The organism is Derxia lacustris, assembly GCF_002105195.1.
GTDB classification, from domain to species: Bacteria; Pseudomonadota; Gammaproteobacteria; order Burkholderiales; family Burkholderiaceae_E; genus Derxia; species Derxia lacustris.
Genome location: NZ_MUHU01000002.1, coordinates 247,379 through 271,386, shown reverse-complemented (window position 1 = coordinate 271,386; position 24,008 = coordinate 247,379). Strand labels below are relative to the sequence as shown.

The window sequence follows — 24,008 nt, the reverse complement described above, 5'->3', positions numbered from 1 at the left end:
TTGGGGAGGCGGTCGGGGCGCGGCATGGCTCAGTCCTCGATGGTGAGTTGCTCGCCGGCGCGCACCACGCGCAGCGTGAGGAAGCGCAGCGGGCGCGACGGCGCGACGCGGATTTCGAGGCTGCATTCGCCGCGCTCGATCTCGCGCGCGGCGGGGGCGCCGCTGGCGGTGCGCAGCAGGTAGCAGTCGGGCGCGCGGCTGCCGCGAAAGGCGCCGCGCTGCATCAGCCCTTGCAGCAGCGCGTCGAAGCTGCGTTCGAGGCTGCGGCGCAGCGTGAGGTCGTTGGGCTCGAAGGCATAGCGCTCGCCCTCGCGGCGCGCGAGCCGGCGCAGCAGGATGAACAGCCGGCGCACGCCGATGGCGCTCCAGTCGGCATCGAGGCTGAGCGTGTTGGCGCGCGTGGCGGCGAGGCCGCGCGGACGCAGCTCGATGGCGTTGGCGCCGGCGGCCTCGATGGCTTCGGGATCGGCCGGCGTGGCGAGCGCGGCGGCGTCGGGCAGCGGATCGAGCCCGGCCGCCGACCAGGCGCCCTTGTCGCGCGTGCGGCGCGCGTACTGGCCGAGCAGCGCGCCCTCGGGCGGATGGGCGACCAGCGCGCCGTCCTCGCGCCGCAGCAGCCAGGGGTGATGCAGCGCGACGAAGCTCGGCGCCTGACTGGCCTCGACTTCGCGCGCGGCTTCGGCGCGCAGCGTGGTGGCGTGGGCGGCGAGGTCGGCCGGCGTCCAGTCGCGCGGCGCCGACAGCAGCGCGAAATGCTCGCGCGTGGCGGCGCAGAGGTTCATCAGCGCGAGGTGGACCGGGAGCAGCACGGCGGCGGCATCGACCGGGCCCGGCGCGGCAATGCGGCCGGTGCCGACGGCGTGGATTTCGACGGTCGGCGACCAGCAGCTCGCGAGGCCGTTGCGCCAGACGCGGGCGCGCAGGAAGACGAGGCCGGCGGGCAGCGTGAGGGCGTAGCGCGCCGGGGCGTGGATGCGGGCGCCGGCGGCGGGCTGGCGGTTGTGCGGGTCGAGCGTGGGCGTGTCGTCGGGCAGGCCGGCGACGGCGATGAGTGGACGCGCGTCGGCGAAGTCGGGCAGGCGGGCGAGCTGGGCTTCGATGCTGATGGCGTCGGCAGCGGCGGGCGCGTCGATGAACCACTCCGCATCGGCCGGCACGTCGGCATGGTCGAGCAGCGTGGCGGCGTGGACGGCGGCGGCGCGCGCGTCGGCATCGGTCGCGGCGGCGATGGCTGCATCGGCGGCGGCGTGGCGCGCGAGGTGATCGGCGAGCGTCTCGCCGACCGCCGGGAGGTGCAGCAGCGGCGGCTGCGGGCGCTTGGGTGGCTGCACGCAATCGGCGAAGGCGGGCAGGTCGTCGCAGGTGCAGACGGGGTCGGGCGTGGGCAGCAGCGTGCCGGCGCGCGGCGGCGGCGCGGCGGTGTCGCGCCAGCCCGGATGCACGGCGTCGGGCACGGCGATCCAGGTCGCGTCGCGCGCCACGGCGTCGTCGCGGCCGAGTGCCGCATGCAGGCCGCGCAGCCGGCGCGGCGCGGCGCCGAAGAAGCGCAGGTCGTCGGCGCGGGCACGCAGCTGGGCGCCGCGCAGCTCGGGATCGGCGAGCGCCGGGTCGAGGAAGAGGCTGGCGCGGTAGTCGGCCAGGCCGTTGCGGGCTAGCGCATCGGCAGCCGCCACGCGCGCCGGCGACCACGGCGCGAAGTCGGGCGTGACGGCTGCGGGCACGAGCATCCAGTCGGCGCCGGCAAGGTCGAGCGCGGCATCGACGAGCGCCGGCCCGGCGAGCGGCCAGCCGACGCTTGCGAGATCGTCGCCGGCGTCGAAGCGCGCGACCGCATCCGGCTCGAACCACGGCAGATCGCCGCCGCCCGCCGCCAGCGCGCAGCCGTCGCGGCGCAGCGTGGCGCGCGCGGGATGGCGCAGCGCGAGGTCGACGGTGACGCGGTCGATGAGCCAGCCGTCGGCATCGGGGCGCGGCGCGTTCGGCAGGCCGAAGGCGCTGGCAACGGCGGCGGCATCGAGCGATGCGCCGTCGCGGGTCCAGAGCCAGTCGGCGGCGCGCGCGGCGGCGAGCAGCGCCTCGACCGTGCTGCCCGCATCGGCGCGCAGCCAGCCGGTCGGCAGCTCGGCATCGGGCTGGCCGGCCGGCTGCGGCTTGCGCGCGCGCAGCACGGCGCCGGTGCGCACGCGGTCGCCGGCATGTAGCGCGGCACCGCTCAGCCGCACCGCGAGTTCATCGCGATCGGCCCAGGCGCCGGGGCTGCTGGCGCGCAGCTCGAAGTCGCTCGCGGCGAGCGTCCACGGCCCGGCGAGTGTGGCGTCGCCGACCGCCACGCGCTGCCGTGTCGCCAGCCGCAAGCCGGTCAGCGCAAACCGCGCGCTGTCCGCCGCATCGCCGGCCACCCGCACCACGTAGCAGCGCCGCCCGCCACCGGCAAAGAACCCCGCCACCGCTGCCGGCAGATGCGCGCGCAGCGGCGTCGCCGCGCCAGCCTCCGCCACCAGCTCCACCGCCGTGCCGAACACCGCCGCGTACTGCCCCGGATCCTCGACCGCCACCGGCCGGTCCAGCGGCCCGCGCTCGGCAAAGCCGACGAACACCGGCACGTCCATGACCGGCAGACCGTCGGCAGTCGGCGGCGGCACATCGACGATGGCGATCCCGGGCAGGCGGCGCATCGCTTACTCCATCTCCAGCCGCTCGTAGGAGAGCGTCAGCTCCTCCATCGCCACATCCGTGCCCTTGGCATTGAGCGGGCCGGACTGGTGCTTGGCGATGCGCGCATTGATGAGCCGCCAGGTCTGCACCGTGGTGCTGCGGTCCTCGCTCTTGAGCTCGATGGTCACGTTGCGCAGGCCGTTGTTCACGCCGTTGCGCACATCGTCGAGCCACTTGTAGAGGTCGAGCGAGCCGATCACGCCGCGCTTCATCGTCACGTCGGTGGCCTTGTTGAGGCCGGCGGTCTTGATGACGTTGTTGAACGCGTAATTGCCGGGCCGGTATTCGGTGATGGTCACTTCCATCCCGATGCCGCTGATCTCCTGGAAGCCGGCCTGCGGCGTGTTGGTCACGCCGTCGCCCAGGTTCACGAGGAAGTTGAACTGCACATAGGGTCGGTCGCGCAGGACTGCCATGTCGGTCTCCTTGCTGGGGGTTCAGTGCTGCGGAATCAGTTCTTCTGGTCGGCCGTCCACTGGCCGATGCGGAAGATCACGAACTCGGCCGGCTTGAGCGGCGCCACGCCGATCAGGCAGACCAGGCGGCCGTTGTCGAGATCGTTCTGGGTCATGGTCGAGCGGTCGCAGCGCACGAAGAAGGCCTTCTCGGGCTTGTCGCCGAGCAGCGCGCCGCCGGCCCATTCGTTGACCAGAAAGTCGCGCACCGTGGCGCGCACATTGGCCCACAGCGCCTCGCCGTTCGGCTCGAACACGGCCCATTGCGTGCCCTTGTCGATGCTGCGTTCCAGGTAGGCGAAGTAGCGCCGCACGTTGACGTACTTCCATTCCGGGTCGCTGCTGATCGTGCGTGCGCCCCACAGCCGGAAGCCGCGACCCTCGAAGAAGCGGAACACGTTGATGCCCTCGGGATTGAGCACTTCCTGCTGGGCCGCGCTGACCATCGTCTCGAAGCCGATGGCGCCGCGCACCACCTCGTTGGCGGGCGCCTTGTACACGGCGCGCTCGGTGTCGTTGCGCGCAAAGATGCCGGCCACGAAGCCCGACGGCGGCAGGTTGAGCGGCAGCCGCGTGATCGGGTCGAACACCGTCACCCAGGGCCAGTAGAGCGCCGCGTGCTTGCTGTCGATCTTGGCGCGCAGCTTGCGCACGTCGGCGATCTTCATGCCCTCGGGCGTGTCGAGCACGGCGATGCGATAGCGCATGCGCTCGGCGTGGGCGATGAGCAGGTTGATGACCGAGTTGACGTCGTCGACGCGGCTCTCGTACTTCCAGGTGGCGCCGGGCGCGGCGACGATGGAAATGTCCTCGATGGCTTCGAGCTGCTTGAGGCCGGTGGAAAAGTCCTCGGTCGGATCGGCGCGGCCTTCGTATTCGGCGCGGCCGGGCAGCAGGCCGTCGTTGCCGCCTTCGAGCCAGGCCACGCCGCTCAGGCCGCGCTCCAGCTTGCGGCGCAGCGCGCCGAGTTCATCGGCAAAGTTGGCGTCCTGCCATTCGGCCGGCGTCAGCGCGAAGTCGATGCCCTTGAGCGCATCGAGCGCGCGCAGCAGGTCGGTGCCGCCGCCAATCACGCCGCCCGGCACGTCGTTGAGCAGCACGATCGGCGTGCCGGCGCTGGCCGCGCCGTCGAGGCTGAACAGGTCAAAGATCGAGTCCGGCACGCCGGCGGTCTTGTGCGACGGCGACAGCGACAGGCCGCTCCAGGCGCCCAGGCTGCGCGTGCCGTCGTCGCTCAGCACTTCGAGCGACAGCGTGAGCGGGCGGATCGCGTCGCCGCTGCCGGGCTGCGGATCGAGATTGAAATCGGCCAGCGTGAGGATGGCGTTGGGATCGGCCGGCTGCGGCGGGCTGCCCGGACGGATGCCGCCCTCGATGAAATTCCAGGTGCCGTCGAGCAGCTTCTTGGCGACATAGATCGGCAGCTGGTCGACGCCGCGCGGCGCGGGCGGCGAGCTGGGCGCCACATCGTTGCCGTAGGCGGCGGCCGAGCTGATCCAGACCACATCGCCGTCGGCGAGGTTGCTGACCGTGGGCACGAGCTGGCTGGCGTCGTCCGGGTCGGGCAGGGCGCCGAGCAGGTTGGGCCCGAGCTTGATGCCGAAGCGCGCGCGCAGATTGCCGCCCGAGCCCGGCCAGCGCGCGACGATGCGGAAGGCGTCGCCGCTGCCGACGGTGGCGCGGCCGTGGCCGTCGCCGTACTTGAGCGGCGTGCTGCCGGCGATGGCCACATCGGCGAACGGCGCTTCGAGACCGCCGTCGACCGGCGCGGCGAGCGGGCGGAACACCCGGCTCACATAGGCGCGCTTGCCGCCTTCCTCAAAAAACGCGCGCAGGCCGTGCCAGAGGAAATTGGGGCCGGTGATGTCGCCGGCCGGCCCGAAGGCCATCTCGCTGCCGGCGTCGTAGGCGCGCTCGTATTCCGTCAGGCTGGTGAGGATGTCGGACGCCTCGGTCACCGGGCCGAAGCGCGCCGGGCCGATGAAGCCGGTGGTGGTGGTGCTCACGCCCTCGATGGACTTCGAGCGGAAGGAAACTTCTTCCACGAAGACGCCTGGGGCCAGGTATTCGGGCATCGCGATCTCCTTGCAGATCAGGGCGGCAGCAGCCGCAGTTCCGAGCGGTTGAGGGGCAGACCCGCAGTGCGCGGCACAGCCGGCCGGCCGGGTTCGAGGCGCAACGGGCCGAGGGCGTCGGTCGTCGCGATGTGCGCGAGTGCGCGGACTTCGGGTTGCGCGCGCCAGAGCGCGGCGAGCGGCGCGCCGCCGGGGGGCGTGCCCGCGCCGCGGCTTTGCATGGCTTCGGTGGCGACGGCGGCGCTGTGAAAGACCCGCAGCGTGACCGGCGCGGTCGGCGGCGCCCAGGGCAGCGGCGGGCTGGCCGGCGCGACGCGCTCCGGGCGCGGAAACGGCAGATGCAGCGCGAGCCGGCCAGCGGCATCGGCGCTGCCTTCGGTGACGCGGCCGGCAGCATCGGTGGCGAGCACGCGGGCCCAGGCGGCCGGCAGTCCGGCGGCATCGGTGAGCAGGCCGGCGATGCTGGCGGCGCCCACGGGCGCGAGGCGCTGCGGCGCCGACAGCAGCGTCGCGCTGGCGAGCGCGCCGCCGGGCTGGTCGGGCGCGGGCGGCCAGTCGAGCCGCAGCGGCAGAAAACGGTCGAGCCGGTCGGTGACGAGGATTTCCGCAAGCGCTTGCGGCGCCGGGGCGGGCGCGGGCGCATCGGGTGGCGCGTCGGCCGCGTTCCACGGCCAGCGCAACGCCGGCCAGTGCTGCACGCCGCCGCTCGACACCGCCGTGGGCGCCAGCACCGCGCCGTCGCGCTTGCGCAGCAGCGCGCAGTCGAGGCCGTCGGCGACCGGCTGGCCCGACCACGCATCCAGCAGCCGCAGGCCGATGGCGCTCTTGAGCAGCAGGGTTTCGAGCAGCAGCTCGGCCATCAGGCGGCTCCGGGCCGGCGCAGGCCGAGCTGGCGTTCGGTGACAAGCGCGCCCTGCGCCTCGGGTCGGTCGGAATCGATGAGCACCATGCGCGCCACATAGGTCATGCCGGCCTGGAAGCCCGACTTCACCCGGTCCCACAGCGCGAGGTAGTCGGCGATGCTCAGCGGATCGGCGATCAGCTCGACCGATTCCTCGGCCGCGAACACCGCCGGCCCGCCCTTGGTGTAGCGATTGATCGTCTCGCCGGTGAGCGCCGGCAGGTCGTGCATGAAGCCGAGCACCCAGCCCAGCATCTGCGCCTGGCGGTCGGCGCTGCGCGCCACCGGCAGCAGCAGAAAGTAGAGATCGACCGGCAGCGACGGCCGGAACACCAGCCCGTCGCGGGTGCGGCGCGGCGGCAGATTGCGCGGCATGCCGCCGATGCCGACCCGCCACAGGCAGAGGTAGAAGCCCTCGGGCGGTGGCGTCTGCGCATCGACCAGCGTGTTGAACGAGGCCAGCTCGAACTTGGGTGGCGCCGGAAATTGCAGCTCGGCCACCGGGCAGGCGTCGCGCATCATTTCCAGCACGCTTTCTCCGATTGCACGGATCGCGTCATACCGGGCCATGTCGTCCTCGTGCCGGCTGCCAGGGCAGACCGGTCTCCTGATGAGCGGATGTTTCCGCTTCGTTAAGTTGCCTGCTGGTCGCGAGTTGTAGCCCCCGAGCGATGACGCTGCCAAGTACGGACCATTACTGCCGACCGGGCGAAGCGATCCGGGCCGAGGCCGACCACGCTGCGGCTAGCGCCCGACGGCCTGCCGGCGATGGCCGGCAGTGCGGCACCGCGCGGCGCCGCTTTGCTAGAGTCCGCGCCTTCCTTCTTCATCCCCCCGGGCGAGGCCATGAACGATCAATCGCGAACCATCACTTTCATCGGCGGCGGCAACATGGCTCAGGCGCTGATCGGCGGGCTGATCGCGCGCGGCGCGCTGCCGCGCAGCCTGCGCGTGGTCGAGCCCAACGACGCCACCCGCGCCACGCTGGCCGGGCGCTTCGGCGTCGATGTGCGCGCCAGCGCCGACGGGGCACTAGATGGCGCGGCGGCCGTGGTGCTGGCGGTCAAGCCGCAAGTGTTGCGTTCCATCGCCGTCGAGCTGGCGGCGCTGCCCGGCGGCGTCGGTCAGGCCGTCGTCATCAGCATCGCGGCCGGCATCCGCGCGCGCGACATCGCGCGCTGGATCGGCTCGGAACGCGTGGTGCGCTGCATGCCCAACACGCCGGCGCTGATCGCCGAAGGCATCACCGGACTGGCCGCGCTGCCGGCCTGCTCCGATGCCGATCGCGCGCTGGCCGACGACCTGCTCGGCGCGGTCGGCCGCACCGTGTGGGTCGGCGACGAGACCAGGCTCGACGCCGTCACCGCCATTTCGGGCAGTGGCCCGGCCTATGTCTTCCTGTTCATCGAGGCGCTGGAGGCGGCCGGCGTGCAGCTCGGGCTCGGCGCGGCCGAGGCGCGCGCGCTCGCGATCCAGACCTTCGTCGGCGGCGCGCAACTGGCCGCGCATTCCGAGGATTCGCCCGCCGTGCTGCGGGAAAAGGTGACATCGAAAGGCGGCACGACCTTTGCAGCCCTGACCGCTATGCGCGACAAGGGCGTGCCGGAAGCGATTGCCGCCGGTGTTCTTGCCGCCGCAGCCCGCAGCGCGGAACTCGGCGACGAATTCGGCCGCGACTGATCGCCCGATTCGGTTCGGGCCGAATTGGCGCGATGTCGCCGAGGCGCGCGGGAATTCAAATCAATTCCCCCACATTCGGAGAACCACCGTGCCCGCCCTCGAAAAGAAAAGCGCGTTCATTACCGTTGCCACCGCCAAGCCCACGGGTCTGGGCGACTACGGCATTCCCGGCGAACCGACCGTCAAGAAGGGCAAGCTGGCCGAGTTCAGCCAGGCCCAGGACAGCGGCAAGGTCGGCCGCATGTTCCAGAACATCCGCGTGCTGCTGGTCAGCACCGCCGAGGGCGGCCAGCCTAGCGGCAAGCTCATCGTGGCCTTCGAGATCTTCGGCGACGACAACGCGCCCGTGGGCCTGAACAGCGGCATCGATCTGGCGCTCTACGCCGGCGACACGCTGCTCGGCGAGTACAAGCACGGCGCGGTCTTCCTGCCCTATGCCTGCGCCTGGTACGAGAACCGGGTGTTCTTCGACATCCCGGCCGAGGTTTTCGAAAAGGCCGACAAGCTCGAATTCATTGCGCTGGCCGACGAAGTCCGCGCCTTCTGATTGCACTTGCGCGCAAAACGGCCGGCCGGGGCGGCGATTGCCCCGGCCGGCCGTTTTTCATTTGGGCGATGGATTCGATCGGCCGGGGGCCGATACCGATTTGTCAGCCGATCTTGAAGGTGAACAGTTCGGGATAGCGCGCGCGGTATTGCCGCAGATAAAGCCCGGCCGGCGGCAGCCATTTCTCCAGCGCAATCCAGACCGCGTCGCGTTTGTCGGGTGTCGAACAATCGAGCATCTCGCCCAGATCGATCCAGCCTTGCCAGTCGACCTTGGCCAGCAGCTCGCGGGTTTCGGGCGGCAGGGCGGCGGCGCTGTCGGCCATCGTGCGCAGATGTTTTTGAATGGACGGGCGCGCCAGTCGGGAAGCAAAGTACTGCTCCCGGGTGATGTCGCCCATCAGCACCTGGATGGCATGACCGGCTTCGAAAAAATTGGCGAGGAGTGCGGCGACGTACATGGGCTGTGTTTCTTGTCGGCGGCGGGCAGCGGGGCGGCGATGCATGCACACGGCGTTCCCGGCAAAAAATTGAGGGCTGGCGAACCGGGACATTGCCCGGGAAAAGCCCTAGACCGAGCCGGATCGCCGGCCTGACGGGCTGAAGACAATCGCCGCTCAAACACTGGTCCCGGCGCGCGCCCCTCCCGCTGCCGAAGCGCCCGGAGGTCCGCTCTCCCTCATGTCCAGATTCCTGACGCGCCATTTCACGCTGCCGCTCGACAATGAGCTGGAGCAGGCTGCCCTGCGCATCGCGGTGAGCCTTGGCATCTACCTGTGCCTGCTGCCGGCCTTCTTCGGCGCCGAGCCGCATCCGGCGGCGGCCGAGGTGTCGATGGCGCTGCTCGGCTTTCTGGCGCTGGCGCTGGCGATCCTGCTGGCGATGCGGCTCGCGCCCTGGCTGGCGCCCTGGCCCCGGCTGATCGGCAATGTGGCCGATGTGGCGATGACCAGCTTCTCGATGATCGCCACCGGGCTCGACGGGGCGGCGCTGTTCTTCGTCTACCTGTTCATCACCATCGGCAACGGTTTCCGGTTTGGCCGGCGCTATCTCGACATCAGCCTGGGGCTGAGCCTGATCGGCTTTGCAGCGGTGCTGCGGCAGGCGCCGTTCTGGCGCGAGAACCACGGTTTCGGCATCGGCGTGGCCATCGGTCTGGTGGCGATCAGCCTGTATGCGCGCACGCTGATCCGGCGGCTCTACACCGCGATCGAGCATGCCGAGGTGGCCAACGAGGCCAAGCGGCGCTTTCTGTCGACCGTCACGCATGAGCTGCGCACGCCGCTCAACGCGATCCAGGGCATGCACGATCTGCTGCGTGAAACCGAGCTGGATGTGCATCAGCGCGAGATGCTCACCTCGATCTCGACCGCGTCGAACGCGATGCTGGGGCTGGTCGAGGATGTGCTCGACTTTTCCAAGATCGAGGCCGGCAAGATCGTGCTCGAAGACGCGCCCTTCGATCTGCGCGAGCTGGTCGACGGCATGGTCCGGCTGCTGGAGCCGCAGGCGCGCGCCAAGGGGCTGCGGCTCGTCACCCGGCTCGATGCGCGGCTGCACACGGCGCTGCGCGGCGATGCCTTCCGGCTGCGCCAGGTGCTGCTCAATCTGGTGGGCAATGCGCTCAAGTTCACCGAGCGCGGCCGGGTCGAGCTGGCGGTGGAGCGGCTGGAGCCCGACGCCGGCGCCGGCCAGCGGCTGCGCTTCGTCATCAGCGATACCGGCATCGGCATGAGCGCCGAGGCGCTGACCCGCATCTTCGACAGCTTTACCCAGGCCGACGACAGCACCACGCGGCGCTTTGGCGGCACCGGGCTGGGCACGACCATCTCGCGCCAGCTGGTGCAGCTGTTCGGCGGCGAGCTCAAGGTGGAAAGCACGCCGGGCCAGGGCAGCCGGTTCTGGTTCGACATCGCGCTGGCCTCGGTGTCGGCGCGCGGCGATGCGGCGGCCGACGCGCGACCGCGCTGTCTGGCGGTGGGGTTTGCGCCGGCGACGCTGGCCGGGCTGGAGGCCGCCGCGGTCGAGCTGGTCCAGGCCGAGCAGCTGGCCACGGCGTTCTCGGCCATCGACCGCGCGTTTGCCGAGTCGCGCCCGTTTGCGCTGGTGCTGGTGTGGGGCGGCCTGCCGCAGGAAGACGTGGTGGAGCTGGGCGCGGCGCTGCACCGGCTCGATGCCGCGCCGCGGCTGGCGCTCTGCGATCCGGCGCAGGACGCGCGGCTCGGCGCGCTCTGCCGCTCGATCGGCTATGCCGATGTGCTGCCCTGGCCGCTGGCGCCGGGCCAGCTCGCGCGCGAGGCGACCCGGCCCGGCGGCGCGCGCAGCGATCTGGGCCTGGCCGAGCAGTTCGCGGCGCTCGGCGGCCGGCCCGGGCTGCGGCTGCTGGTGGCCGACGACAACCTCATCAATCAGGAAGTCGCGCGCCGCATCCTCGAACTGGTCGGCTGCTGCGTGACCCTGGTGGCCGACGGCGAGCAGGCGCTGGATGCGGCCGAGGCCGGCGGCTTCGACCTGATCGTGCTCGACATGAACATGCCCGGCCTGGGCGGGCTGGAGGTGGCGCAGACGCTGGCCCACATCGAGCTGGGCCGGCCGCGCACGCCGCTGGTCATGCTCACCGCCAATGCCACGCCCGAGGTGATCGAGGCGTCGCGGCAGGTGGGGATTGCGCATTTCCTGTCCAAGCCGGTGTCGGCGCTGCGGCTGATCGCCACGGTTGCCGAGGCGACGGCGGTGCGGCCGACGGCCTGAGCGGCTGTGGCGGGGCGGGCGGCGGCACCGAGCGGCGCCGTCGCCAGCCGCCGCCCGCCCTGCCGTCAGGCGCAGCCGGCTGGCTGGTCGGCCGGCTGCGTCCCGGTCGCCCGGCTGGCGGTCGCCGGCATCGGCCGTTGCGGCAGGCGTGCCGCGGTCTCGGGCTGGAAGCGGCGCGTCTGCGCCCGCACCAGCCGCTGCATCGTGCGCAAATCCTTGTCGTCGAGCCGCAGCGCCGCATCGACCCAGATGCCGGTCACCCGCATCAGCTCGTCATGCGTGACCGGCTGGATCTCGTCGCGCGCCTGGAACACCGCCTGCATGCCGTTGCGGCGCCGGTGCTGGCGCCGGATCCAGTCCATCGTGCCGGCCCGGCCCGTGCCCTCGGGCACCACCGCATCGACGATGCCCAGCTCGTGCAGCTCGCGCGCGCTCAGGATTTCGCCCGACAGGATCAGCCGCTCGGCGGTGCGCCGACCCACGCGGCGCGCCAGAAAGCTGTAGGCGCCCATGCCCGGAAACAGGTTGAACAGGATTTCGGGCAGGCCGAACTTGCTCTGCTCCTCGGCAATGATGATGTCGCTCGACAGCGCGGTCTCGAAGCCGCCACCCAGCGCATCGCCCTGCACCAGCGAAATGGTGATGAGCCCTTCGCAGAAATAGCGCTGGCTGCGCGCATAAAGATTGTCGATGCACAGCCGCGCGTAATCGTGCAGCCCTTCGCGGTCGCGCTCGGCAATCAATTGGGTAAATAGCGCCAGATCGCCGCCGGTATTGAATACGCCGGGCTGGCGCGACGCCGCCACGTAGTAATTGGCCCGGCGGCGCTGACCGTCGATCTCGATCTGGCCATGACTGGCCTGAAAGCGTGCATCGGCGCGACGGATGTCGTGCAGCAGTTCGAGCGTGAAGCAGGCATTGCCGCTGTTGGCGAAATAGCCCCAGAACACGCCGAATTCCGGATCGAATTCGGTCTCGTATTGCGCAGGGGCAACCGGGCTGTTGAGACGAGGCAGTTCACGAACAACCGAATTCATTGGAATCTCCGGGAAAGCGCTGGCTTTGGTTGTGGAGATTCTATTTCGGCTTTCGGCAGTCAATCGCGGAACTTGAATTTGAAATGCGGCAATGCAGCAGCGCATATTGGCCGATTGAGAGCCACCGGTTTGTGCATCGCCCGCTTGCATGACACCGGGCGTGCGATGTTGGGGAAAAAGCCGCCAGTTCAGGCGTTTGCACTGGTTTGCTTGCGTACCGGGCGCAAATCGGCTGCGGTAGCGGCAGCCGGTGTGCGCATGGCGAGCGCCGCGATGCCCGGTTTGCCGCACTGCGAGGAGCGATCAGGCCAATGCGGCAATTGCCTGAGTATTTACCGGGGAGTTTTACCGGTGCGCCATCGGGCAATTGCGCGATGGCGGTCGGTGAGTCGGGTAGAGGAATTGCCGGCGATCCGCTGGATTCCCGGTTCTACGCTTTGACGAGATTGCCGGCTATCCGGGCTTGCCGAGTGAACTGGGCCGAAACCATCCATCGGGAAATGGCCGAGGTGATTGCCTGCATTGCGCAGGCACGGGATGAGCGCAATCGCTGGTGCTATCGAAAAACATTGCATCGAGCGAATTGACTGATGAATTGCCGGCAATTCATCGGCTGGCGCTGCGGTCAGCCGCTGGCGATTCAGCCAAGCGCGCTGGCGGCAATTGCGCCCAGCCACAGCAGCGCACCGATCCGATGGTTTTCACGGAAGGCCTGAAAGCAGCGGGCGCGGTCCTTTTCGCGGATCAGCCACCAGTCGCGCGCGGCCAGCGCGGCGGCGCCGGCCAGCGCCAGCCACCACGGCCAGCCCAGACCGGCCAGTGCGCCGGCCAGCGCCATCAGCGCCAGATGCGCCGCATGGCAGGCCATGACGATGGCGACCACATGCCGGCCGAAGGTGATGGCCGAGGTGCGGATGCCGATCTTCAGATCGTCGGGCAGGTCGACCAGCGCGTATTCGGTGTCGTAGGCGATCACCCACAGCAGATTGGCCGCCAACAGCAGCCAGGCCAGCGCCGGCACTTCGCCGCGCACCGCCGCAAAGCCCATCGGAATGCCGAAGCTGAAGGCGATGCCGAGCCAGGCCTGCGGCACCGGGAAAAAGCGCTTGAAGAAGGGATAGCTCGCGGCCACGCCCACGGCGAGCACCGCATAGGCCCAGGTGAGCAGATTGAGCGGCAGGATCAGCAGGCCGGCGGCAAGCGCCAGCGCCGCCGCCACGCCGAGCGCCTCGGCGCCGGTAATGCGGCCGCTGGTGAGCGGCCGGTTGCGGGTGCGCTCCACATGCAGGTCCACATGGCGGTCGGCCCAGTCGTTGATGGCGCAGCCGGCCGAGCGCATGAGAAAGGTGCCGAGCGCAAAGATCGCCGCGATGTGCCAGGGCGGCGGACCGCCGGCGGCAATCCACAGCGCGGTCAGCGTGGGCCAGAGCAGCAGCAGCGTGCCGACCGGCTTGTCGAAGCGGATCAGCTGGCCGTACAGGCGCAGGCGTTCGGCGAAGGAGGCGGGCGGACGGACGGGCGAGGGAGTGTGGGCAGGCGTCATGGCAAAGGCGAAGGCGTGGCGCCGCGAAGCGCGGCAGGCGCGAGTTTAGGCGGCGCCACGCGGACGGCTTGGCTCAGTCTTCGCCGCCGGCAAAGGCGCCGGCCGGCAGCGCGAACTTGTGGACCGCGCGACCGGTTTCGGCGCCGCTCGCGTCGAAGCTGCGCTCCTCGAACCAGGAATCGCCCTCGCGCGACAACACGAGCACGGTGCTGGCGCGGGTGCCGTGCTGCTCGCCCAGCACGAACACGGCCGACAGCCGCTCTTCTTCCTCGCGGCTGATGCCGGTGTTCGGCAGGCCTTCGGCGTAGATCGTGGTGTCGCTCAGCAGCGCAAAGCAGCCGTCGGCGAGTTCTTCGGCGGTGGCGTTGGGCGCGACCTTCAGGCCCAGATCGCGGCCCTCGGTGGCGAAGGCCATGCCGGTGAAGCAGTCGAGCAGCATGCGGTAGCCGCCGCTGTCGCGCACATAGGCGCCAAAGGCGTTGTTGAGCCAGTCGTTCTTGGGCCAGTGCTCGTCGAGCAGGCCGTTGCTGATGGTGTGGATGCCCGGCGTCAGCGCCAGCGGCAGTTTGCTGCGCGAGCCGGCATAGAACACGTCGCGCGTGGTGCCGACCACCAGGTTGAACGGATTGCAGTCGGGCTTGGCGCGCATGAAGCCGCGGGCGTGCTGCACCGGTTCGGCATCGCTGGCCAGAAAATCGAGCGGCAGCTTGCCGCGCGACAGGCTGCCCGCCGGCGCATCGCCGACACCGCGCCACGAGGTGACGGCGGCATAGCGGCCTTGTTCGGTCGCGCCAAACCAGGTGCCGCCGGCCACGCCATCCTGCCCGCCGACCCAGCGCAGGCCGTCGGCCTCGTGCCAGGCCGCAGGCGTGGTCGGCCGATCATGAGCCTCGTCGCGGTTCATGATCATGATGAAGGGGTACTCGGGATGCGCGCGCCACGCGATGGCGATGAGGCTCATGGTTTTTCTTTCGCGGGAAGGGGTGGAAGCCGAAAGATAAACCCTGATTGGCGCTCGGGATTTGGCGGCCGCGATGGCTGCGGCCAGACGTCGGCAAAACGCCGGGGATGGCGTTCCGCCGACGTGAAAACGTCGTCAGGCGGCGACGTTGTTGCGCTGGGCGCGGCGGCGCTTGAGCGCGAGAACGGCAATGCCCAGGCCGGTGAGGGCGGCGCTGGTGGGCTCGGGGACGGCGCCGACATTGAGGTTGTCGAAGCTGACATAGCCGTCGGAGGTGAAGCTGAAGCGGCTGACGTTGTTGAGGTTGAACGCCACCGTCGAACTTGCGCCCGTACCGTTCAGCTGAACGCTGCCGGTGACCAGACTGCCGTTGACGAGGGCGGTGTAGCCCAGCGTGGCGCCCGCCAGACCGTCAGCCCTCAAGCCGGCGAAGTAGCCGCTATTGATGCTGAAGGTGCTGCCATCGACCGCGGCGAACGAGACGGTGTTGTGGCTCTCGCCGAGGAAGGCGCCGTAGCCGCCCTGAATGGCACCCAGCGACCATCCGGCGACGAGCCCCAGATAGGACGCGGTGTTGTCGGCAAAAAAGCTGCTGCTGCCGACCAGTGCCATGTCGTCCGAACTCGACCAGTTGAAGCCGGCATAGCTGGTCAGCGAAGACAGCGAGTCGATGCCGCTGCTGGCGAGGCCAGGCACGTTCTCGAAGTCGATTACCGTGGCGCCGGCGGGGGCAGCGACCGCGCCGCCCAACAGCAGAGCGGCCGCAAGGAATTTAAGTTTCATTGCTGTTCCTGAAGGAGAGGGTTGTAACCCGGTTGGCTGTGGCCCAACCGTAGTCAAGCCCGTCGAATCTTCCTGTGCGCAAATTCACCTGCCAGCCCCAGGTGGACGAAATTGTTCCGACTCTTGCCCCATACCGATGCAAGACGTGAATTCCGTTGGATTGGGGCAGGCGGATTTTCCGGCGCCAGGTCAATTCCCGTTGCGGCCATTGCAGGGCGTGATTGGGATGCCGGGCGCGCAGTGTAGTCGGCCGGAATAGGCCGTTCTATTAACGAGGACGTAGTTGCCGCAGTTGCCGTTGCGGGGAATGCGCTGCCGTCCTGCATCGCGCAGAAAGTGGGTATGCGCTTTTGCGGAATGCGCGATTCGCGCCGGCGCAATCCGCACACCTAATGAAAATGCCTAGTCTTTTCTCTGGTGGCGATTGCGCCGGCATTCGGGTCGGGCGGCGGCAATTGGCGCGCGATTGCACCTGATTCGGCCCGGCGGCATGCAATGCCGGGCCGAATCCGGCGCCGCCGGCCGTTGGCGCGGCTTATTCGCCGCCGAGCCGGCGCAGCAGACCGAGATTGGCGGCGCGCACGCCGGGCACGAACTCGTTCCAGGGCAGGTCGGTGATGGCGACCAGGCCGAGATGGCCGTTCTCGCCGTCGAGCCAGCGGCCGGTGGCGGGTTCGTCGAGGTACTGGAACCAGTGCGCGCCGACGAAGGCCGGATTGGCCGCCACCGAGGCCAGCATCCGGGCATAGGCACCGGCGCGCTCGGGCTCGCTGGCGACCGCCATGACGCCGTTCCAGAACGGCCCGCGATCGCGGCTGCCGAAGTGGAATTCGGTCAGCAGCGCCGGCTTGTCGTAGTGGGCGAATTCGGCCGCCTCGAAGCCGCTGGCGATGTCGGGCACGTAGAGGTTGAAGCTGACCACGTCGCACCAGCGCGCGCAGGCGGCGGTGGCTTCGGGCGTGCGGCTGGCGAGCCGGCTGCCGAGGTAGAGGTGGTTGGGATCGTGGCGCTTGAGCGCTTCGGCGACGACGCGGTAGTAGGTCTCGGCATGCAAGCCGAGGAAGGCCGACAGGTCGGCGGCGACGGCCGGATGCTGCTCATCGGGCAGCGGCGCGGTGAACACCGGCGCGAGCAGCTGCTCCCAGTTGTCGAGCGCCATGCCCCAGGCGTTGGCGAACAGCGCCACCTCGCCGTAGCGCGCCTTGAGCAGCTCGACGAAGGCGCGCTTGGCGAAGCCGGCGCCGGGCGCCGTGCCGTCGAGCCGCAGGGTGCTGTAGGCGAGCGCATAGCGCTGGCGCGGATCGCTGGCGGCGCCGTTGCCCCAGGCCAGCTCGTTGTCGACGAACCAGCCGATCAGCCAGGGATCGTCGCGCCGGGCCCGGGTGCCGGCGGCCAGCGCGCTGTCGGCGGCGGCGGCGAAGGCGGGATCGAAGGGATCGGGGCTGCGGCCCCACCAGTCGTGGCCGTCGCTGATGCGGGCGAAGTCGCCGCCGATTTCCAGGTTGCGCACATAGGGCGTGCGGTGCTGGGCGGTGAGGGCGTCGTCGCTCCAGTTGCCGACGGTGTTGAAGCCCCAGGCGCGCAGGCGCAGATGGGCGCGGTCGCGCCAGGCGGCCTCGAAGCGGTCGCGGTCGCGCCGGAACAGGTTGGCGCGATAGAAGTCGTAGCTGCGCCCGCGCGCAAAGCCGCGCCCCTGGGCTGCGCCGGCGTCGGCGCCGAGCACGCTGCCGGCGTCGCGCTGGCCGTAGAAGCGGGCGAGCGGATCGGCGCGCGCCGGCAGGTCGTCGAACATGAATTCGCGGCCCTCGACGACGGTGTCGGCATCGTCGATGCGCAGCGTGTTGACGCCGAGCGAGAAGAAGCGGTTGCCGGCCGGCGTGATGAGCCACCAGCGCGGCTGGCCGTCGGCGCCGGGGCGCTTTTCGGTGCGGAAGAAGCCGGAGGCGGGGGCATTCGGGGCGGGAGCGGCGGGCGTGGCCCCCGCCGGTGCGCCTCCCTCGACGGCGGTGTCGGCGGGCGCGGTCGCGGCCGGCGGCGGCGCGGTCGCCGTGAGCGGCACCGGCACGAGCGGCGCGGCACCGGGTGCGTCGGGCAGGCCGCCGAAGGCGTCGGCGGGCTTGACCTCGGTGGCCCATTGCACGAGCTGGTCGTCCTCGTCCTCGGCGGCTTCGAGCAGTTCCGCCTTCGACAGCACCTTGTCCTGCCACTGGCCCCGGTTGAGCTGGCCGAAGGTATCGACGATGCGCTCGTAGGCCAGACGCGCGTCCAGTCCCTCGGCGTCGGTGAAGAGCTTGCCGAACAGCAGGGTCTGCGGCGCGGTCGGGCCGGGAATGGACAGCGTCAGTCCGGTGATGTGGGCGCGGTCGATCGCGCCGCGCACCTCGGTGGCGACGAGCAGGCGCTCGTCATTGCGCAGCCAGGGCGCGAAGGGCGCGGCGACCATGCCCCAGCCGCGCCCGCTCGTGGCCGCGAGCGGCAGCACCAGCGTCTGCGGCGGGCCGGGCGGCAGCGCGACACGGGCCTCCAGCCGGTTGCCGGCGGCATCGGTCAGCGCGAGATCGAAGGTGACGGCCCAGGGCATGCCGTTCTGCGCATGCAGGCGCAGGCTGCCGGCCCGGGCCCAGTTCCATTCGCCGGCGGGCGGCGCGAGCGTGAGGCGCGGCGCGGCGCCGGGCGCGAAGGTCACGGGCACGAACCAGCCGTCGCCCGCGTTGCCGAGGGTGGCGCCGGCGGCGTCGAAGCGCAGGTCGTTGTCGGGTGGCGCGAAATCGGCCACCGGATCGGCGCCGGCCGGCAGGGTGGGCAGGACGGACAGCGCCGCGAGCAGAGCGGCGAGGGCGAGCGGGCGGAGTCGTAAGGACATTGGGGCAGGCGCGCGGGAGAGCGAAGGTTCGGAAGGGGGCGTCGGCCGGCGCGGGCCGGCGGCGGCGAATCCGGTGGCCAGGGCGAATCCGGCAGCGGCAACTCCGGCAGCGGCAACTCCGGCTTGCGCTCGACCATCGGCCGCAAGCCACCCGAAAGGCGTAAGCCCCGGCTGGCGCGCGGCTTGCACTGCATCATTGCCGACCGGCGTGCCGATTCTGGCGCGCCATTTCTTTCTGAAGGTGAATCGATGCCGGCCCGTTCCGCCGCAACTGGAAACAAGACCTTGCTCGTCCGCAACGCCGACGTGCTCGTCACCATGGACGGCGAGCGCCGCGAGATCCGCGGCGGCGGCCTGTATTGCGTGAACGGCCGCATCGCCCAGGTCGGCCCGACGGCGCAACTGCCGCCGACCGCCGACGAAGTGCTCGACATGACCGGTCACATCGTCATCCCCGGCCTCGTCAACACGCATCACCACATGTACCAGAGCCTGACGCGCGCCGTGCCCGCCGCGCAGGACGCCGAACTGTTCGGCTGGCTCAAGACGCTGTACCCGATCTGGAGCCGCATCACGCCCGAGATGATCGAGATCTCGACGCAGACGGCAATGGCCGAGCTGATGCTCTCGGGCTGCACCACCAGCAGCGACCACCTCTACCTCTACCCCAACGGCTGCACGCTCGACGACAGCATCGACGCGGCGCGCCGCATCGGCATGCGCTTCCACGCCGCGCGCGGCAGCATGAGCGTCGGCGAGAGCGCCGGCGGCCTGCCGCCCGACAGCCTTGTCGAGCGCGAAGCCGACATCCTCGACGACAGCCAGCGCCTCATCGACGCGTACCACGACCCCGGCCGCTTCTCGATGACGCGGCTGGTGCTCGCGCCCTGCTCGCCGTTCTCGGTCAGCCGCGAACTCATGCGCGACTCGGCCGCGCTCGCGCGCGAATGCGGCGTGTCGCTGCACACGCATCTGGCCGAGAACGTCAACGACATCGCCTACAGCCGCGAGAAGTTCGGCATGACGCCGACCGAGTACGTCGAAGACCTCGGCTGGGTCGGCCCCGACGTGTGGCATGCCCACTGCGTCCAGCTCGACGACGAGGGCGTGTACCTGTTCGCGCGCACCGGCACGGGCGTCGCGCACTGCCCGTGCTCGAACATGCGGCTCGCCTCGGGCATCGCGCCGGTGCGCAAGATGCGCGACGCGGGCGTGAGCGTGGGCCTCGGCGTGGACGGCTCGGCCTCGAACGACGGCGCCCATCTGCTCGGCGAGGCGCGGCAGGCGATGCTGCTCCAGCGCGTGGGCTTCGGCCCGGCCGCGATGAGCGCGCGCGAGGCGCTGGAGATCGCCACGCTCGGCGGCGCGAAGGTGCTCGGCCGCGACGACATCGGCGCGCTGGCGGTGGACATGGCGGCGGACGTCGTGGCCTTCGACCTGGGCGCGATCGAGTTCGCGGGCGCGCTGCACGATCCGGTGGCGGCGCTGGTGTTCTGCGCGCCGCCCAAGGTGGCGACGAGCGTCATCAACGGCCGTGTGGTAGTGCGCGACGGGCGCGTCACCACGGTGGATCTGCCGGTGGTGCTGGAGCGGCACAACGCGTTTGCGCGACAGTTGCTGGTGAGGTGATGCCGGGCTGCAAGCGTTTGCAGCATGCGTGATCGCTCATGCCGGCGCAGCTTTGGTTGCAGGCGCTTGTGGCTGCCGGCGTTTGCGGGCGACGGCGTGCCGGCCCGCCCGTCTCAACCCGCCGCCAGCCTCAGCACCGCCGCCGCGATCGGCTTCGCCCAGCCTGGCATCGCCGCCGGCTCGCACATCGCCAGCAGCCGGCCATCCTTCCAGTGCAGCAGCGCGTGCGGCTGGGGCGAGATGCCCGCCTGCGGATCGCCCTCGGCGCTGTTGTCGAACAGCTTCAGCTCCGCCAGCCGGGGCAGCAGCGCGACGAGGTTGCGCCGGCCGGCGTCGTAGCGGCGGCGGATGTCGGCCTCGGGAATGTCGTGGCCGCCCTTGGCGACGCGCTCGGCCACGCGCTTCAGATGCAGCTCGACGCTTTCCAGCCCCACGTACCAGACCCGCACCGCGAAGCCCGCGTCGGCCGCCCGCGCGAGCAGCGCCGGCAGGGTGCTGGCGCCGAGCGTGGTCTCGAAGTTGAAGTCGAGTCGGCCGGCGATCGCGCGTTCGAGCAGCGACTTGCCGGCCTGCCAGGCGAGGCCGTTGGCCGTGGCCTGGTCGAGATCGGGATGGGCGTCGCGCAGGCGGCGCGCGACCGCGTCGGGGTTGAACCAATCGCCGCCGGCGGCGCGCAGCATCGCGCCGGCCACGCTGCTCTTACCGGCGCCGTTGGTGCCGGCGAGCACGCGGATCGTCGGGCGCGGTACGGCGCCGTCGGCGGGCGGCGCGGCGCTGCTGGCGGAGGTCGAGGCGACGGCGGCGGTCGGCACCGCGGCGGAATCGGTTGGCGGCGCGGCGGCCGTCATCGGCCGGCAGTGGCGGCGGCCATCACGGCGGCGGCGCCGAGTTCATCGGGCGAGGCGTCGAACAGCGCCTCGCCCGCCGATCGGCCCGCCGGCGTCTGCATGCCGGCGAGCAGCGCATCGAATTCGGCGCCGAGCGCCGCGAGCGGATCGGCCGGCGCGGCCTGCGCGCCGGTAAGCGCGCGCCAAGCGTCGAGCGACAGCAGCACCGCCTTGGGCGCGTCATGCCGCGTGATCGCGACCGCGCCCTTGGTGAAGGCGGTTTCGAGCACGCGACCGAATTCGTTCTTGACCTCGGTGGCGCTGAAGGCGGGCATCTCGACCGACTGGCCGAGGGAGGTGGTAAGGCTCAAAGCAGATGCGGACATGACGGCCTCGTTCCGGCGGGGAATGCCTGAATCTTAGCCATTTCGGCCGAAATTGCCATGATGGCTGGCTGGGCGGCGCCTTCCCGCGCGGCCGCCGGCGGTGCACCGGCACGGCTCGCCACCGTCTTGCGCGCAACATCGCGCCCGTCGCAACGCCGCTTGCCGCCGCGCGCACTTTGTTTCAATTTGGCTTCATCCAGATTCGCGCCGTCGCCCATGGACCGCACTTCCGCCCGCCCCGCGCCACCGCCCGTCCCCGCCTATGCCCGCGCCGCGCAGCAGTTCGGCAAGCCGCTGTCGGGCTGGCGGCTGACGCTCTACACCATCATCTTCGAGGCCGACACGCGCGCCGGCCGCGCCTTTGACCTCGCGGTGATCGGCGCCATCCTCGCGAGCGTGCTGGTCGCCATCCTCGACAGCACGCATGCGATCTCCGACCGCTGGGGCGGCTGGCTGTACGGCGCGGAATGGTTCTTCACGCTGCTGTTCACCGCCGAGTACGTCGCGCGGCTGCTGTGCGTGCGGCGGCCGGGCCGCTATGCGCTCAGCTTCTTCGGCGTGATCGACCTGCTGTCGATCCTGCCCACCTACATCGCGGTGCTGGTGCCGGGCGCGCATGTGCTCATCGACGTGCGGGTGCTGCGGCTGCTGCGGGTGTTCCGCATCCTGCGGCTCACGGCCTACGTGGCCGAGTTCAGCGCGCTCGGCGCGGCGCTGCGCGCGAGCTACCGCAAGATCGCCGTGTTCCTGAGCTTCGTGCTGATGCTCATCCTCGTGTTCGGCTCGGTCATGTACGTGATCGAGGGGCCGGACAACGGCTTCACGAGCATTCCGGTGGCGATGTACTGGGCGGTGACCACGGTGACGACCGTCGGCTTCGGCGACATCACGCCCAAGACCGAGCTGGGCCGCCTCATCTCGTCGGTGATGATGCTGCTCGGCTGGGGCGTGCTGGCGGTGCCGACCGGCATCGTCACCGCCGAGATGACCGCCCAGCGGCGCGGCTGGCCCGGCGCCGTCACCACGCGCACCTGCCAGTTCTGCCTGACCGAAGGCCATTCGCCCGAGGCCAACTTCTGCCGCCATTGCGGCGCGAAGCTGCCCGACTGGCATCACGACACGGTGGCCGGCGGCGAGGGCTGAATCAGCCCGGCAGCCGCGCGAGCGTCGCGGCGAGCAGCGCGCGCTTGTCCTTCACCTCGGCCCAGCGCGCGTGATCGGCCGGCGCGGCTTCGCGCTCGGTGATGACGGGCCAGCCCGCGTGGCGCGCGAGCCGCGCGTTGATGGCGGCGAAGGCCTCCTGGCCGGCCGGCAGTCCGGTGTCGGGGAAGATCGCGCCGACCGGGCATTCGGGCACGCACACCGCGCAGTCGATGCATTCGTCCGGATGGATCACGAGAACGTCGGGTCCCGCGCGGAAGCAGGACATCGGGCACACGACCGCGCAGTCGGTATGCCGGCAGCGGATGCAGGCTTCGGTGACGACGAAGGGCACGGACTCAGCCCAGCGCCCAGTGCCCGAGCAGGCCGAGCGCCCCGATGCCCCAGCCGATCGGCGCGCTGACGACCACTGCCGCGACGAACAGCCGCCGGCCGCGCACGGCCGCGCGCGCGAGCGGATTGGCCGGCAGCGGCAGCAGCTGCCCGGCGCACAGCTCGGGGCGTTGCGCATTGGCCTTCGCGCGCGCCGAACCCGCCGGTGCGCCGGCCATGGCGGCCGCGATGGTCGAGGCGGCCGACGCAGCCGTGACAGCTGATGAGGCCGCCACCGCCGCCGCGAGCGGCGTGGCAACCGGGCCGCGTGCTTGCGCGGCCTTGAGGGAGGAGAGATCAGACATGACGATCGAAGATGCTGGAAGCCGGAGCTGCCGACCGTAAAGCTTTCCTGCCCGTTGATCGAGCGCGATACCGTTGAGGCTTTCTTTCCCAAAAAGAAACTCAATGGACGGATTGCTCGGTCTGAAGGTCTTCCGCGAGGTGGTGGACGCGGGCAGCTTTGCTGGCGCGGCCGAGCGGCTGGGCCTGTCGGCCGCGATGACGAGCAAGCACATCGCCGCGCTCGAACGCCGCGTCGGCGCCCGGCTGCTCAACCGCACCAGCCGCCATCTGAGCCTGACCGAGGCCGGCGAGCGCTATCACGCCCACGCGGCCGGCGCGCTGGAACTGCTGGACGAAGCCGAGGCCGAGCTGCTCGGCATCCAGGACCGCCCGCGCGGCCTGCTGCGCGTGACCGCGCCGGTCTGGGCCGCGACGCCGCGCTTCGCCCGCATGCTCGTGGACTATCACGCGCGCTATCCCGAGGTGGTGGTGGACCTGAGGCTCGAGAACCGCAAGGTCGATCTCGCGTCGGAAGGCTTCGACCTCGCGCTGCGCGTGACCAACGAGCCGACGCCGTCGCTGGTGGCGCGGCCGGTGTGCCCGATCCGGCTGCTGCTGGTGGCGGCGCCGGCCTATCTCGACCGCGCGGGTCGCCCGGCCGGGCCGGACGACATCCCGCGCCTCGACGCGATCCTGCCGACCTACGTGGACATGAGTTCGGTGACGATGAACGGCCCCGCCGGCCCGGCGCGCCTGCGCCCGCGCTCCGTGCTCAAGACCGACGACACCCTGCTCGCGCTGCGCGCCGTGCAGGCCGGGCTCGGCATCGCCTGGCTGCCCGACGTGCTCATCGTCGATGACCTGGCCGAAGGCCGGCTGGAACGGCTGCTGTCCGACCACGAGCACCCGCCGTTCATGCTGCATGCGCTGTGGGCGAGCCGGAGGTTCACGCCGCCCAAGCTGCGGAGCTTCGTGGACTTTGCGGTGGCGGCGCTGGGGTGAAACGGAGATGACGGGGGCATGCAAGACCGCCGCGCT

The 24,008-nt window shown here is 70.8% G+C and carries 22 protein-coding genes; 6 read left to right on the top strand and 16 right to left on the bottom strand.

Annotation, left to right across the window (positions count from 1 at the left end):
- Nucleotides 1-29 precede the first annotated feature (29 nt).
- Genes B9P64_RS03080 through B9P64_RS03060 form a run of 5 tightly spaced genes read right to left on the bottom strand, consistent with a single transcriptional unit; the run spans nucleotide 30 to nucleotide 6,716 of the window.
- Nucleotides 30-2,675 carry a hypothetical protein gene (locus B9P64_RS03080; RefSeq protein WP_085314792.1) on the bottom strand — a complete coding sequence of 882 codons (2,646 nt, stop codon included), beginning with the start codon at nucleotides 2,673-2,675 and terminating at the stop codon, nucleotides 30-32.
- Between the two features lie 3 nt (nucleotides 2,676-2,678).
- A complete protein-coding gene (locus tag B9P64_RS03075; RefSeq protein WP_085314791.1) occupies nucleotides 2,679-3,131 on the bottom strand; it encodes a phage tail protein in 453 nt (150 codons plus the stop codon).
- A gap of 35 nt (nucleotides 3,132-3,166) precedes the next feature.
- Nucleotides 3,167-5,245 (bottom strand): phage tail sheath family protein, encoded by a 2,079-nt coding sequence (locus B9P64_RS03070; RefSeq protein ID WP_085314790.1) that lies wholly within the window; start codon nucleotides 5,243-5,245, stop codon nucleotides 3,167-3,169.
- 17 nt (nucleotides 5,246-5,262) lie between these two features.
- The gene (locus tag B9P64_RS03065; RefSeq protein ID WP_085314789.1) at nucleotides 5,263-6,105 is read right to left on the bottom strand and encodes a hypothetical protein; all 843 of its coding nucleotides are present in this window, start codon (nucleotides 6,103-6,105) and stop codon (nucleotides 5,263-5,265) included.
- Nucleotides 6,105-6,716 carry a Pvc16 family protein gene (locus B9P64_RS03060; protein WP_085314788.1) on the bottom strand — a complete coding sequence of 204 codons (612 nt, stop codon included), beginning with the start codon at nucleotides 6,714-6,716 and terminating at the stop codon, nucleotides 6,105-6,107. Before B9P64_RS03060 ends, B9P64_RS03065 begins: the two co-directional genes overlap by 1 nt.
- Nucleotides 6,717-6,992: 276 nt before the next feature.
- On the opposite strand from B9P64_RS03060, the gene proC reads away from it, so the two are divergent.
- Nucleotides 6,993-7,826 carry a pyrroline-5-carboxylate reductase gene (gene proC, locus B9P64_RS03055; protein ID WP_085314787.1) on the top strand — a complete coding sequence of 278 codons (834 nt, stop codon included), beginning with the start codon at nucleotides 6,993-6,995 and terminating at the stop codon, nucleotides 7,824-7,826.
- An 88-nt stretch (nucleotides 7,827-7,914) separates the two neighbouring features.
- Complete coding sequence (locus B9P64_RS03050) at nucleotides 7,915-8,373, top strand: hypothetical protein (protein WP_217808637.1); 459 nt, start codon at nucleotides 7,915-7,917, stop codon at nucleotides 8,371-8,373.
- 103 nt (nucleotides 8,374-8,476) lie between these two features.
- Here the strand turns inward: B9P64_RS03050 and B9P64_RS03045 are convergent, their stop codons facing one another.
- Nucleotides 8,477-8,833 (bottom strand): hypothetical protein, encoded by a 357-nt coding sequence (locus tag B9P64_RS03045; RefSeq protein ID WP_085314786.1) that lies wholly within the window; start codon nucleotides 8,831-8,833, stop codon nucleotides 8,477-8,479.
- A 220-nt stretch (nucleotides 8,834-9,053) separates the two neighbouring features.
- Here B9P64_RS03045 and B9P64_RS03040 point away from each other — a divergent pair, with 220 nt between their 5' ends.
- Nucleotides 9,054-11,123, top strand: coding sequence for an ATP-binding protein (locus tag B9P64_RS03040; protein ID WP_085314785.1), 2,070 nt, complete (start codon nucleotides 9,054-9,056; stop codon nucleotides 11,121-11,123).
- A 65-nt stretch (nucleotides 11,124-11,188) separates the two neighbouring features.
- Here the strand turns inward: B9P64_RS03040 and B9P64_RS03035 are convergent, their stop codons facing one another.
- The 5 genes from B9P64_RS03035 to B9P64_RS03015 form a co-directional block, all read right to left on the bottom strand.
- Nucleotides 11,189-12,160: a crotonase/enoyl-CoA hydratase family protein gene (locus B9P64_RS03035; protein WP_085314784.1), complete on the bottom strand. Its 972-nt coding sequence runs from the start codon at nucleotides 12,158-12,160 to the stop codon at nucleotides 11,189-11,191.
- Nucleotides 12,161-12,800: 640 nt separating this feature from the next.
- Complete coding sequence (gene ubiA, locus B9P64_RS03030) at nucleotides 12,801-13,703, bottom strand: 4-hydroxybenzoate octaprenyltransferase (protein WP_085314783.1); 903 nt, start codon at nucleotides 13,701-13,703, stop codon at nucleotides 12,801-12,803.
- A 73-nt stretch (nucleotides 13,704-13,776) separates the two neighbouring features.
- Nucleotides 13,777-14,664: an NRDE family protein gene (locus B9P64_RS03025; protein WP_085314782.1), complete on the bottom strand. Its 888-nt coding sequence runs from the start codon at nucleotides 14,662-14,664 to the stop codon at nucleotides 13,777-13,779.
- Nucleotides 14,665-14,799: 135 nt separating this feature from the next.
- A complete protein-coding gene (locus tag B9P64_RS03020; RefSeq protein ID WP_085314781.1) occupies nucleotides 14,800-15,447 on the bottom strand; it encodes a PEP-CTERM sorting domain-containing protein in 648 nt (215 codons plus the stop codon).
- A 535-nt stretch (nucleotides 15,448-15,982) separates the two neighbouring features.
- On the bottom strand, nucleotides 15,983-18,310 hold the full coding sequence (locus tag B9P64_RS03015) for a beta-galactosidase (protein ID WP_085314780.1): 2,328 nt from the start codon (nucleotides 18,308-18,310) through the stop codon (nucleotides 15,983-15,985).
- 249 nt (nucleotides 18,311-18,559) lie between these two features.
- Between B9P64_RS03015 and B9P64_RS03010 the strand changes: the two genes are divergently transcribed.
- Nucleotides 18,560-19,939 carry an 8-oxoguanine deaminase gene (locus B9P64_RS03010; RefSeq protein WP_028310480.1) on the top strand — a complete coding sequence of 460 codons (1,380 nt, stop codon included), beginning with the start codon at nucleotides 18,560-18,562 and terminating at the stop codon, nucleotides 19,937-19,939.
- A 113-nt stretch (nucleotides 19,940-20,052) separates the two neighbouring features.
- On the opposite strand, the gene B9P64_RS03005 is transcribed toward B9P64_RS03010, so the two are convergent.
- From B9P64_RS03005 to B9P64_RS23495, 3 genes are read right to left on the bottom strand one after another with little or no spacing between them, the layout of a single operon-like run.
- Complete coding sequence (locus tag B9P64_RS03005) at nucleotides 20,053-20,751, bottom strand: zeta toxin family protein (RefSeq protein ID WP_235839879.1); 699 nt, start codon at nucleotides 20,749-20,751, stop codon at nucleotides 20,053-20,055.
- Between the two features lie 32 nt (nucleotides 20,752-20,783).
- Nucleotides 20,784-21,152, bottom strand: a complete 369-nt coding sequence (locus B9P64_RS03000; RefSeq protein ID WP_051378003.1) for a type II toxin-antitoxin system Phd/YefM family antitoxin — start codon at nucleotides 21,150-21,152, stop codon at nucleotides 20,784-20,786.
- Entirely contained in the window at nucleotides 21,134-21,370 is a 237-nt protein-coding gene (locus B9P64_RS23495; RefSeq protein WP_139826114.1) for a hypothetical protein, read from the bottom strand. The genes B9P64_RS03000 and B9P64_RS23495 overlap by 19 nt, the downstream gene beginning before the upstream one ends.
- Between B9P64_RS23495 and B9P64_RS02995 the strand changes: the two genes are divergently transcribed.
- Nucleotides 21,369-22,295 (top strand): ion transporter, encoded by a 927-nt coding sequence (locus B9P64_RS02995; RefSeq protein WP_034410441.1) that lies wholly within the window; start codon nucleotides 21,369-21,371, stop codon nucleotides 22,293-22,295. The two genes, B9P64_RS23495 and B9P64_RS02995, sit on opposite strands and share 2 nt — an antisense overlap.
- A gap of 1 nt (nucleotide 22,296) precedes the next feature.
- On the opposite strand, the gene fdxA is transcribed toward B9P64_RS02995, so the two are convergent.
- Complete coding sequence (gene fdxA / locus B9P64_RS02990) at nucleotides 22,297-22,647, bottom strand: ferredoxin FdxA (protein ID WP_028310477.1); 351 nt, start codon at nucleotides 22,645-22,647, stop codon at nucleotides 22,297-22,299.
- A gap of 4 nt (nucleotides 22,648-22,651) precedes the next feature.
- A complete protein-coding gene (locus B9P64_RS02985; RefSeq protein ID WP_034410439.1) occupies nucleotides 22,652-22,990 on the bottom strand; it encodes a hypothetical protein in 339 nt (112 codons plus the stop codon).
- A gap of 103 nt (nucleotides 22,991-23,093) precedes the next feature.
- Between B9P64_RS02985 and B9P64_RS02980 the strand changes: the two genes are divergently transcribed.
- Nucleotides 23,094-23,972: a LysR family transcriptional regulator gene (locus B9P64_RS02980; RefSeq protein ID WP_028310475.1), complete on the top strand. Its 879-nt coding sequence runs from the start codon at nucleotides 23,094-23,096 to the stop codon at nucleotides 23,970-23,972.
- Nucleotides 23,973-24,008 lie beyond the last annotated feature (36 nt).